Raw genomic sequence first — 11,528 nt, 5'->3', positions numbered from 1 at the left:
GTCGGTGGAACGGTAGGCGGAGACATAGCGGAAGCCGTTGTTGTCGTCGTGCCGGTTCTCGCCGAACCAGTAGTAGTAGCCGTCGACTTCGAGGATGCCGCCGCCGTGCGCGTGCAGCGGGTTGCCGTCGACGGTGGTGAACTGGGTTCCGTTGAGCAGGTTGGCCGGAGCCCCGTGGGCCTCCTGACTGGACACCATGGCGGCGGCGACACTGAGACAGAGCGCCACCACCAGCAGCGCGGCGCCGTGCAGACCTCGCCCTCTGCTCGGGATGGTCGTGGGGGAACGCATCAGCGGACACCTCTCACATGAGACGGGAACTGTGCTGTCGGTCGTTCGTCGGTACGGCCGGGCCTGTCGAACCCTCGGATGCGCCAGGATGAAATCCCGGCGTGAGCACGGCGCTTGCGGATTCGGATGCCATTCCGCAGCCCGATTCGCGGCGGTCTCACATGCGATCAGGCAGGACCGACCGTGAAAGAGCAAGACAATGGTGCATCCACCCCTTGTCGCGTCAGCCGGAAACCAGTCGCAACCGTTCCAGGACCGGTCATCTGGTGCGCGTGAAACACGGCCGCCCAAACTCCCGGGCCAACGACGCGGCATATCGCTTACTGACGCGGCATCAACACGATGTTTGCGTAAACTTTCGGGGTGGTGCGTTCAGTATGTGGCCGCGCTCGCCGGTGTCAACCCCCTTCGCAGGACGGGGTTACGCGTTGTGGACGCGCCGAAGAGGCATCGATAATCCGGGAGATCAAGCGGCGCGTTCAAGGCGGGGCAGGTCAGCGATCCTTCGGCAACCGCGCGCGAACACACCGTCGTCGATGGGGCTCGCCCTGCGGCGGAGGGATGAACTGCGCGAAAGCAGACCTGAGTTGCCCATATTCTCCGAGCACTGTCAGTGCCGACGGTCATACTGGTGTTGAGCTTCGAGAATTCAACTCCTGTCGGCGCCCCGGGGCGGTGTGGTTCCACGGATGACGACACGCGCTTGGAGTTCGACCATCCGGCGATCGGCAGTGGAATCCCGTAGCACGCATTCGACCGCTGCGGCACCGGCCTGCACCAGGGCCAGGTTCACGCTGGTCAGGCTCGGCGTCACGTCCTCGGTGCCCTCGATGTCGCCGAAGCCGGCGACCCCCAGGTCTGTGCCGGGGCGCAGCCCCGCGTCACGGATCGCGCTCATCGCGCCGACGGCCATCGTGTCGGTGGCGGCGAGGACGACGTCGACATCTCCGGGCCGGTCCCGCAACAGGCGCGCGGTGCCCTCGTAGCCGCCGTCCCTGGTGGTCGGCACGCGGATCGCCACCTGGTAGTCGAAGCGGAGCCCGAGCCGGCGCGCGCCCTCGACGACGCCGGCCTCCCATTCGCGCGCGGCCACCGCGTCGCGGTCGGGCAGGATCACCGCGGGCGACCGGTACCCCAGCTCGTGCAGGGCCGCGACCAACTCGGCGGCTCCCCTGCGACGCGGCACGACCACGGTGTCGAAGGGCAGTTCGTCGTCCCCGGCGACCACGACCCGCCCGCGCTCCCGCGTGTAACGCTCCAACTCCTCGTTCAGCAGGGCCCGGGAGACCGCGGAGCCGCTGCGCGTTCCCGTCAGGATCATCGCGCTCGGCCGGAGACTCCGCATCATGCGCACGGCGCGCACCTCGTCGTCGATCGCGTGGTCGGTTCCCGCGATCGTGGCCACGAGCCCGGCCTCTCCGGCGCGTTCGATCACGCCGTGCGTGATCTCGGCGTTGTACGGGTCGCTGATGTCGGAGACGAGGACCACGACCATCGCGGTGGTGCCGGTGGTCGTTGCCCGTGCGGACGAGTTCGGTTGATAGCCGAGGCGACGCGCGGCCTCCCGCACGCGGGCCCGCAACTCCGCGGACACATGCCGCGAGCCCGGGTTCAGTGCCCGCGAGGCCGAGGCCTTCGAGACCCCTGCGGCGCGGGCGACATCGCTGAGCGTCGCTGTGGCTCGTCGCGGAACATCGCTCCCAGGCTTGGCGGTCGTGGGGTCGCTCGTCACTCTGGCATCCTGACATCAGGCGTACCGCGCGGTGCGCCGCCCCGGTCTGCGGCCTCGGCGGAGCGAGTTCGGGGTCCGTTCCCCTGACTGCGGAGGAGCCGTGCGGCGAGCCTACCAAAGCGCCACGCTACGTGACGTCGCCGAGGTCGCCGGGGTATCCCCCTCCACCGCCTCCCGGGTCCTGAACGGCGGGGACCTGCGCGTCAGCGATCAACTCACGGCCCGCGTGGTCGCCGTGGCCCAGTCGCTCGGCTATGTCTCCAACCAGGCGGCGCGGGCCCTCCGCGGGCGACGCACGGCGGTCGTGCTCCTCGCGAGCGACCCGAGGACGGCGTCGATCGCGGCGATGGCGGCCGGCATGGAAACGGCCGGCCGCGAGCGAGGCGTCCTGGTCAGCATCATCGCGGCCGGAAGCAACGCGGCGACGCACCGGGCGGCACTCGGCGTCATTCGCGGTCTGCGCCCTCGCGCGCTGGTCGTGACCAGCGCCAGCTTCGCCGATGTCCCAACAGCACAGGTGCTGCCGGATCTTGAACGCTTCCAGGCCGACGGCTGTAGCGTCGTCTTCATCGGTGAACACGACACGACCTTTCCCGCGGTGCGGTTCGGCGATGTCGAACTGGGCCGGATCGTCGGCCGTTTCATGGGCCGGCTGGGGCGCCAGCGGCCGGCCGTCCTGACCACCGCCGGCCATCCCGCGCTCGAAAGCCGCTGCCGGGGTTTCCTGACGGGGCTGAAGGAACGGGGATTCGAGCCGGCCGCGGTCGCGGTCGAGCACTGCGAACTCTCCCGAGCCGGCGGCCGCGACGCCGCGAGCCGCCTGGCACGGATGCGGCCCAGGCCGGACCTGGTGCTCGCGGGCAACGACGTCCTGGCGATCGGCGCCATGAACGAGTTCCGGCGGCTGGGCATCCCGGTGCCGGGAGAGATCGCCGTGTCAGGCGTGGACGACATCCCGCTGGCCCGCGACATCACTCCTGCCCTGACCACGGTCGCGTTGCCCTTCGCCGAGGCTGGCAGCAGCGCGCTGGAGATGGCCCTCGCACCGACCACCCCGGAGGACCTCCTGCTCCCCGGGGCACTCGTCATCCGGGAGAGCACCCCGGGCAGTCCGCCCGCGACGGCACGCTGAAGAAGCCCGCACCGGTCAGACACGTCCCGTCGAAGGATGCCCCCGAGAAACGGACTGAAACCGTTCTCACCGACGGAAGCCGGCACCCTCGCCCCACTCCGAATGCTCACCACAGCTCGCTTCAGAAGCGTATGACGGATCGATTGACACGATTCTGGAACCGTTGTCATCATCGGGTGCAACAGCGACCTCTGCTTCATGGCCCCCCGACTCCGGCAGACAGGTAGCCCCCAGGTTCCGGCACGGCGGGACGGCGCCGGGAGCCGAGGGGAGGGGCACGCACGCGCCTCTTCATGCTGCTGTCATGACCATGACTTACGACTGCCGGAGCGGTGCGGCTCCGGGCCTCGCCGCAGCTCAGCGCGATCGTGGGGAAGGTCGCACATCAAAGGAGATGATCATGGCATTGGATCCCAAACTCGGCCGTCGGGGCCTGCTCGCCGGTGCCGGTGCGCTCGCCCTCTCCACGCTCGTGAAGGCTCCCGCCTCCGCGGCCGAGGTCCCCCCGAACCCGCTGGAGAAGCCGGGGTGGGTACTCGACCGGCACGACGAGTTCAACGGCGCCCTCGACCGGAGCATGTGGATCACGCGATACCTCGAGTCGAGGACGACCGAGGACCGGGCCAGGGCGTGGTACGGATTCCGCAACAACGCTCTCGTGCTGCGGATCGACGACAACCAACCGACGTACTACCCGGACAACCCCATGAAGGTGTCGAGCGTCCAGACCGGTCAGATGACCGGGCTGCACAAGGAATCCCCCTACGACCACAGCATCCCCACGGAGTGGAAGTACGCCACGCGGTACGGGTACTTCGAGATCCGCGCCAAGACCTCCGCGCGCAGCGGACTCCACGCCGCCTTCTGGACGGTCGGCACCCAGGACACCGCGACCCAGAACGCCGAGATCGACATCCTGGAGGACCCGGGGCCAAACCCGAACCAGTTCCTGTTCAACCTCCACCGCTGGTCGGACCCGAATGTCACGGAGTCCAACAACACGATCACCACCGGCTTCGACATCAACAACGAGATGCATATCTACGCTCTGGAATGGAGCGAGACGCAGCTCAAGCTGTACGTGGACAACCAGTTGGTGAAAACGATCGACTCGTCCCCCTCCTACAACATGGCGTTCCTCCTGAGCATCTACGAGAACGCCGGCTGGACGGGCGACGTCGACCCCAACGACCCCCGACCGAAAGAGTTCGTGGTCGACTACTTCCGGGCCTACAAGCGCGCGTGACGCCCAAGGCGCACAGCACAGCTCAGCTCTGCGTGGCCTGATGGCTGGACGCCCCCACCACCCGCCGCACGGTCCCCGGCGTCCGTGGACGTCCGTGACCCCGGCCGGGAGTGTCCGGGGACACCGCCCGTCCGGGGTCACGGTCGACCGCTGCGGCCACCCCTCACCCGGGGCGGCCGTCGCCGCTCAGCGGCAGCCCAGGCGGCGCAGCGCGCGGCGTTGGCGGGCGGTGGGGTTCGCCGGGAAGTACAGATAGCAGACGCCACCGGTGCCGCTCCGGACCGCGCCGTTCTCGTCGTAGCGCTGGGTGCGCAGCCAGATGTTCTCGAACTGCCGCCTGGGGTAGACCCGGCGGACGGTCGAGTTGTCGGTGCTGGCCGGGTCGTTGGCGATGATGTCGCCGTCCTCGGTGAAGCCGACCACGGTCATCAGGTGGCCGGAGGTGCCGTAGCCGGCGCCGTCGAGTTCGGCCTCGTAGAAGGACTGGGAGGTGATCAACGGGATGCCGGCGGCGATGAGTTCCTCGGCCTCGTCGAGCGAGGCGATCCGGGTGACGATCCCCTCCAGGTCGGGGTAGGTCGCCGCGTAGGCCGCGTTGAACGGCCAGTTGCCGCAGCCGTCGTACTGGTAGTCGAACGTGAAGCGGGCCGCGTGGCAGACCTGGGGGTCGTCGTAGTCGGGGTTGACCCAGGCCAGGTCCTCGGGGGTCGGGGCGCGCCCCCAGGACTCGATGATCATCTGCGAGGAGGTGGGGCTGCACCAGGCCTCGCCGCCGTTGTCGTACTCGGGGTAGCGCCCGACGTGGATGTTCTGCGAGTACGTCGGAACGTCCAGCTCGATCCCGCTGGCCACCCCGGGGCTGCTGGCGGGGACCTCGAAGCGGGCCGGGACGTCGGAGGTCATGGCGCCGATCCGCCACACGGTCGGGGTGGCGTCGCCGCCGGCGGCCCGGTGCAGGGTCAGCCGCAGCTGGTAGGCGACGAAGCGGGGACCGGTCTCGGTGTCGTCGATGGCCAGCGTGTCGGTCCAGACGGTGGACTTGCCGTCCTCCTGGCCGTCCACGGAGGTGCGGTGGATGTCCTCGTCGCCCGAGGCCCAGATGCCGAGCGTGTACCAGGGGGTCTGGGTGCCGTCGGAGTAGTCGGCCCGCACCTCGATCCTCACGAAGGTGCCGGCCGGGGTGTCCGCGTTCCAGGAGGCGATCAGTTCGCCGCCGGGCGTGGCGGGCGCGTGGCTCGGCGAGACCCAGGTGGCGTACTCGTAGGTGGCGGTCGTGCCCAGGTGGGGGTCGGTGTAGTCGACGGTGCCGGCCGGCGCGTCGATCCGGACGCCCGGGCGGGCGCCGGCGACGACGGCCACGCCGTCGCCGGTGCCGGCCCGCCAGTCGCCGGCCGTGGTCCAGGCGTGGTACTCGATGGTGGAGTCGGCGCGCGGCCGGCCCCGGCCGGCGGAACGCCCGGCGGCCAGGGCGGTGGGGGCGGCGGAGAGCGCGGTCGCGGTGCCCACGGCCGCCACGGCGGCGGCCAGTACGGTGCGTCGAGGGGTGCTGGTCACGTGATGGTCTCCCGGTGTGGTCAGCGAAACGCCTCGCCCGGCGGCGAGACGGCACGGGCGCGAGTGCGTACCACTATCCCGACTCGGGGCCCTGACGACCAGTAAGGCCAGGCCATCGACGACCACCAATATTGGTGTCGACCTGTGGCGATCCCCGGCGCCCCGTGGCCACCGGGCGACGGCTGGCGGCCGTCGGGCGCGGCCCGCGGTGGCGCTACCCTGGCCGCGATGATCTTCGACGGCGGGGCGGACGGCGGAACAGGCGACACGACCGGCAACGGAACGGGCGACGGCGGAACGGGCGACACGACCGGCAACGGAACGGGCGACGGCGGAACGGGCGGCACCGTGGACGCGCTGGCGGCGCGGCTGTCCGCGCTGCCGCCCTCCGTCGGCCCGGTGCGGCTGGTGGGCGTGGACGGGCACGCCGGCTCGGGCAAGTCGACGCTGGCGCGCCGGCTGGCCGCCGCGCTGCCCGGGACCACCCCGGTGCTCCACCTGGACGACCTGGCGAGCCATGACGCGTTCTTCGACTGGACGGACACCTTCCGCAGCCGGGTGGTGGCCCCGCTGGCGCGCGGGGAGGTCGCGCACCACCCGGTCTATGACTGGACCCGGCGCGCGTTCACCGCGAGCGCGCCGCTTGAGCCCGCGCCCGTGGTGTTGGTGGAGGGGGTGGGCGCGGGCCGACGCGCGGTGCGCCCCCATCTCGCGCTGCTGATCTGGCTGGAGGTGCCGCCCGAAGTCGCCTGGCGCCGGGGGCGGTTGCGGGACGGGCCGGCGCTCGCTTCGTTCTGGGACGCGTGGGAACGAGCCGAGCTGCGCCATTTTGCCGATGACCCGTCAAGACCCTTTGCGGATATCCTGATGACTTCAGGGGGAGACAGTCACCATGCCTGCGAATGAGGTCCAACGGATGCCAAGGGCGGGCGAGGGCACCCGCGTTGTGAGGAGTTTATGACTGCTGGCGATCCCGCTTCCCCGGTGCCGCCCCCGATGGCGGATCTGGCGTGGCTGCGCGGCGTCGACGCCTACACGGCCGCCGCCTACCCCGAGGCCGAGGAGGAGTTCCGCGCGGCGGTGCGGGAGGACCCCGGGATGGCCGACGCCTGGCTGGGGCTGCACGCGCTGCGCTGTGACGTGCCGACGGCGTTACGTCAGATGTACCGCAACCGCGCCAGGTTCGGCGAGCAACGGGAGCGCCACGGGCGGCCGTTGAGTTCCTGGTACTGGCTGGGCTGGTGGGTCCAGCCGGTGTTGGAGAGCGAACGTGACCTGATACTGGCGCACGCCTCGCAGTTACTCGACGGCCGGCGGATGACCGAGCTGGACCGGGCGCTGGCGGAGTGCCCGGCGCCGGAGTCCGATCCCTACGCGCGTTTCCTGCACGCCTGCCGCTGCTATCTCTCCAAGGACTGGGAGGGGCTGTTCCGTTACACCTCGACGCTCACCGAGGACCCCCAACTCGGCGTGGAGGCCGGCCTGTTCGCCGGGATGGCGCGGGTGCGGCTGGAGATGTTCGACCAGGCGGAGCCGCTGCTGACGGCGGCGTTGATGCGCTGCCGCAGCGAGCATCCGCAGCGCAAGGAGCTGCGCTACTGGCTGGCGCGGGCCAGGGAGGGCAGCGGGCGCGGGGCCGCCGCGATCCCGCTGTACCGGGCGGTGCAGCACGCGGACCCGGACTTCATGGACACGGCGGTGCGGCTGACGGCGCTGACCACGGACGAGTCGGAGGGGCTGCTGCTCGGTGGGTTCGGCGACCGGGTCGACGAGCCGTCGGCGGTGCCGGCCGGCGGGGTCGGCGAGCCACCGTTCCCCGACCTGCGGGTGCCCTCGCCCGCGACCCCGGCCGGCGGCGGCGGTGAACGCCCGGGCGAGCGGGGCACGTTGCTGTTCGGCGCGGGCTCGGGCGGCCGGGACGCGGGGCCGCCGCCGGTGCCCGACCAGGCGCTGCTGGCGCGGACGTTGGGCGAGCTGGACCGGATGGTGGGCCTGGAGCCGGTGAAGGAGCAGGTGCGCGCGATGTCGGCGCAGCTGCGGATGGCCCGGCTGCGCTCGGGCCAGGGGCTGCCGGTGCAGCCGCCGAAGCGGCACTTCGTCTTCTCCGGCCCCTCGGGCACCGGCAAGACGACCGTGGCGCGCATCCTGGGCCGGGTCTTCCACGCGCTGGGCGTGCTGGCCAACGACCGGCTGGTGGAGGCGCAACGGGCCGATCTGGTCGGGGAGTTCCTGGGGCAGACTGCGGTGAAGGCCAACCGGCTGATCGACTCGGCGCTGGGCGGGGTGCTGTTCGTGGACGAGGCGTACAGCCTGGTGCACTCCGGCTACAGCAAGGGCGACGCCTACGGCGACGAGGCGCTTCAGGTGCTGCTCAAGCGGGCGGAGGACAGCAGGGAGCACCTGGTGGTGATCCTGGCCGGCTATCCGGAGGGGATGGACCGGCTGTTGGCGGCCAACCCGGGCCTGGGCTCGCGGTTCGCCGCCCGGGTCGAGTTCCCCAGCTACCGGCCGAACGAACTGACCGCCATCGGCGAGCTGTTGGCCACCGAGCACGGCGACTCCTGGGACCCGGAGGCGCTGGAGGAGCTGCGCAGCATCAGCGAACACGTCGTCGCCGAGGGCTGGATCGACGAGTTGGGCAACGGGCGCTTCCTGCGCACGCTCTACGAGTCCAGCTGCGCGTTCCGCGATGTGCGGCTGGCCGAGTCGGGCGCCTCGCCGACCCGGCAGGAGCTGTCCACGCTGCGGCTGTCCGACCTGATGCTGGCCTATGGCGAGGTGCTGGCCGGCCGGGGCCGCACGCTGCCGACGGACGACGAACTGCCGCCGCTGACCTGAGCGTTGCCGCGCCCCACCCCGAGGGCTGACGAACCGTCAGCGACGAGACGGTCAGAGCAACCGGCCGAGGAGCGTGGCGAGTTGGGCGCGTTCCTCGGCGGTCAGCGGCGCCAGGGCGTTCTCCAGCAGGGCGGGCACGCCGCGTTCGGCGGTGGCCAGCCGCGCGCGGCCGGCGTCGGTGAGGGTGACGGCGTAGGCGCGGCGGTCGCCGGCGGCGCGTTCGCGGCGGACCAGCCCTGCCGCCTCCAGGCCGTCGCAGAGGCCGACCATCACGGAGCGGTCGATGCGCAGCGCGTCGCTGAGCGCCCGCTGTGAGGCGGGGCCGGCCTCGGCGAGCGCCTTGAGCACCAGGTGCGGGCCGACGCCGAGCCCGGCGGTGGCGTCGGTGTGCGCCTCGGCGGCGCGGGCGACGGCGGCGGAGGCCCGGCACAGGGCGATGTCCGGGCGTTCGGCGGCGAGTTGGTGGAAGTACGCGGCGCCGAGTGGCGCTTTCTCGCTGCTGGTCATGGTCCTCTCCCTCGCTCCGGTCGGCAGCCTAACAAACGATCCGCAAGCGAACTGTTTGACCGCCAACCATCGAGCCCATATGCTCGCCAATCATCTGCTTCCAAACTATCGGCGGGCCGACGGTATGCGGCGTGCCGACCGAGGAGACTCCGGTGACGCTGCCCCGCACCCCCGACGAACTGCTCTCCACCACCCGCGCCGTCCGCCGGCGCCTCGACCTGGACCGGCCCGTGCCCCGCCGGCTGATCGAGGAGTGCGTGGACCTGGCCACCCAGGCCCCGACCGGGCGGAACCGCCAGCGCTGGCACTTCCTGGTGGTCACCGAGGCCGAGCAACGGCGGGTCGTCGGCGACCTGTTCCGCCGCGCGCTGCTGACCGGCGGCGGGCGCGGGCCGACGGAGCGGGATCTGCGGCGGATGTACGCCCACCCCGGCTCGATGGAGAAGGTCTCCGAGGGCGTGCGGCACCTGTACGACAACATCCACCGGGTGCCGGCCTTCGTCATCCCCGCCGTGGAGGGCCGCACGGACCGCGCCTCGGTGCTGGAGCAGTCGATGACCTGGGGCTCGATCCTGCCGGCGGTCTGGTCGTTCATGCTGGCCGCCCGCGCCCGTGGCCTCGGCACGGTGTGGACGACGGCCCAGGGCGCGGTGGAACGCGAGTTGGCTCAGGCGCTGGGCGTGCCGCACCGGGAGGTGATGCTGGCGGCGTTCGTCCCGTTGGCGTTCACCCTCGGCACCGACTTCCGCCCGGCCCGCCGGGTGCCCAGGGAGGAGGTACTGCACTGGGAACGCTGGTGAACGGCCGCCGGCACACGGCCGGTTGACCGGTGCGTTGACAGGACGCGCGGCCCGTTGACCGGCTCGGTCAGCGGTTTGGTCAGCGGTCGTCGCGGGCGGAGCCGAGCGACTCGGCCAGGGAGCGCAGCGTGCGGGCGTCGGCGAGGGAACGCTCGCGGGAGACGCCGGGCTGGATCGCCATCACGGGCAGCACGGTGCCGTCGGCGAGGTCCAGGGTGACCCAGGGATCGCCGGGGCGCAGGGTGACGCGCACGATCTCCTGCCAGGCGAGCCGGCGCACGGTGGTCAGGTTCACCACCGTGACGCCCTCGGCGTCGGCGCTGACCCGGGGGCGGGCCAGCAGCGCCAGCACGGCCAGGACCAGCAGCCCGCTGCCGACGATCGCGAGCCGGTCGCCCAGCCCCCAGCTGACCGCGCCGCCGGCCGGCAGCAGCACCGCGATCAGCGTCAGCACGCCGACGACGGTCAGCCCGGCGACGAGCAGCACTACCCGGGTCAGGGTGGGGCGCAGCGTCAGCGGGAGGGCCCGCTCGTCGTGCGGCGCGCCGGTCGGTTCGTTGGTGGTGGCCACGGTCACAGCCGCGCGGCGTGGATGCCGGTGGTGAGGATCGCGCGGGCGCCCAGCTCGTACAGCTCGTCCATCACCCGCTGCGCGTCCTGCACCGGAACCATGGAACGGACGGCGGCCCAGCCCCGGTCGTGCAGCGGGGAGACCGTCGGTGACTCCAGGCCCGGGGTGAGGGCGACGGCCTTCTCGACCAGTTCGGTCCTGATGTCGTAGTCCATCATCACGTAGCGGCGGGCGACCAGGACGCCCTGGAGGCGACGGAGGAACTGCCGCACCTTGGCCTCCTGTTCGGTGTCGCCCCGGCGGCGGATGACCACCGACTCGGACTCCAGGATCGGCTCGCCGATGATGGCCAGGCCCGCGTTCCGCAGGGTGGTGCCGGTCTCCACCACGTCGGCGATCACCTCGGCGACGCCCAGCTGGATGGCGGTCTCCACCGCGCCGTCCAGGTGCACCACGGACGCCTCGACGCCGTGCTCGGCGAGGTGCGCGCTGACCACGCCGGCGAAGGAGGTGGCCACGGTCAGCCCGTTGAACTCCCGGACGTCGCCCACCGTTCCCGGCGTGGTGGCGTAGCGGAGGGTGGAGGCCGCGAAGCCGAGCTTCATGATCTCCTCGGCCTCGGCACCGGAGTCCAGCAGCAGGTCCCGGCCGGTGATCCCGAGGTCGAGCCGCCCGAGCCCCACGTAGACGGCGATGTCGCGGGGGCGCAGATAGAAGAACTCGACCTGGTTCTCGACGTCGATCAGCACCAGTTCCTTGCGGTCCTTGCGCTGTCGGTACCCGGCCTCATGGAGCATGGCCGCCGCAGGCTCGGCGAGAGAACCCTTGTTGGGGACGGCGATGCGCAGCATGAGTGA

Annotated in this window: 10 protein-coding genes and 1 pseudogene; 5 read left to right on the top strand and 6 right to left on the bottom strand. The window is 71.4% G+C overall.

All coding sequences use genetic code 11. From position 1 onward, the window contains the following. Positions 1-291 (bottom strand): annotated as a pseudogene (locus tag FH609_RS23105) (hypothetical protein); the annotation flags it as partial. A gap of 649 nt (positions 292-940) precedes the next feature. Then, positions 941-2,023, bottom strand: coding sequence for a LacI family DNA-binding transcriptional regulator (locus FH609_RS23100; protein WP_139671116.1), 1,083 nt, complete (start codon positions 2,021-2,023; stop codon positions 941-943). Between the two features lie 100 nt (positions 2,024-2,123). Here FH609_RS23100 and FH609_RS23095 point away from each other — a divergent pair, with 100 nt between their 5' ends. Together FH609_RS23095 and FH609_RS23090 are read left to right on the top strand one after the other, a co-directional pair. Continuing rightward, positions 2,124-3,155 carry a LacI family DNA-binding transcriptional regulator gene (locus FH609_RS23095; protein ID WP_139671113.1) on the top strand — a complete coding sequence of 344 codons (1,032 nt, stop codon included), beginning with the start codon at positions 2,124-2,126 and terminating at the stop codon, positions 3,153-3,155. Between the two features lie 400 nt (positions 3,156-3,555). Continuing rightward, entirely contained in the window at positions 3,556-4,401 is an 846-nt protein-coding gene (locus tag FH609_RS23090) for a family 16 glycosylhydrolase (protein WP_193318012.1), read from the top strand. A gap of 186 nt (positions 4,402-4,587) precedes the next feature. Here FH609_RS23090 and FH609_RS23085 read toward each other — a convergent pair whose 3' ends face one another. Beyond that, a complete protein-coding gene (locus FH609_RS23085; protein WP_139671107.1) occupies positions 4,588-5,955 on the bottom strand; it encodes a peptidase C39 family protein in 1,368 nt (455 codons plus the stop codon). 228 nt (positions 5,956-6,183) lie between these two features. Here FH609_RS23085 and FH609_RS23080 point away from each other — a divergent pair, with 228 nt between their 5' ends. Continuing rightward, positions 6,184-6,861 (top strand): uridine kinase, encoded by a 678-nt coding sequence (locus FH609_RS23080; RefSeq protein WP_139671105.1) that lies wholly within the window; start codon positions 6,184-6,186, stop codon positions 6,859-6,861. Positions 6,862-6,912: 51 nt separating this feature from the next. Further along, positions 6,913-8,793 (top strand): AAA family ATPase, encoded by a 1,881-nt coding sequence (locus FH609_RS23075; RefSeq protein WP_139671103.1) that lies wholly within the window; start codon positions 6,913-6,915, stop codon positions 8,791-8,793. A gap of 51 nt (positions 8,794-8,844) precedes the next feature. On the opposite strand, the gene FH609_RS23070 is transcribed toward FH609_RS23075, so the two are convergent. Continuing rightward, a complete protein-coding gene (locus FH609_RS23070; RefSeq protein WP_139671101.1) occupies positions 8,845-9,300 on the bottom strand; it encodes a MarR family winged helix-turn-helix transcriptional regulator in 456 nt (151 codons plus the stop codon). A gap of 152 nt (positions 9,301-9,452) precedes the next feature. Here FH609_RS23070 and FH609_RS23065 point away from each other — a divergent pair, with 152 nt between their 5' ends. Next, positions 9,453-10,100 (top strand): nitroreductase family protein, encoded by a 648-nt coding sequence (locus FH609_RS23065; RefSeq protein WP_139671156.1) that lies wholly within the window; start codon positions 9,453-9,455, stop codon positions 10,098-10,100. A 79-nt stretch (positions 10,101-10,179) separates the two neighbouring features. Here FH609_RS23065 and FH609_RS23060 read toward each other — a convergent pair whose 3' ends face one another. Both FH609_RS23060 and hisG read right to left on the bottom strand, forming a co-directional pair. Continuing rightward, on the bottom strand, positions 10,180-10,671 hold the full coding sequence (locus FH609_RS23060) for a PH domain-containing protein (RefSeq protein WP_139671098.1): 492 nt from the start codon (positions 10,669-10,671) through the stop codon (positions 10,180-10,182). A 2-nt stretch (positions 10,672-10,673) separates the two neighbouring features. Continuing rightward, positions 10,674-11,522 (bottom strand): ATP phosphoribosyltransferase, encoded by an 849-nt coding sequence (gene hisG, locus FH609_RS23055; protein WP_139671096.1) that lies wholly within the window; start codon positions 11,520-11,522, stop codon positions 10,674-10,676. Between the last annotated feature and the right edge of the window lie 6 nt (positions 11,523-11,528).

The sequence above is a fragment of the Streptomyces sp. 3MP-14 genome (genome assembly GCF_006334905.2).
Taxonomy (GTDB): domain Bacteria; phylum Actinomycetota; class Actinomycetes; order Streptomycetales; family Streptomycetaceae; genus Streptomyces; species Streptomyces triticirhizae.
The sequence above is the reverse complement of the archived record's forward strand: the minus strand, read 5'-3'. Positions and strand labels throughout refer to the sequence as shown.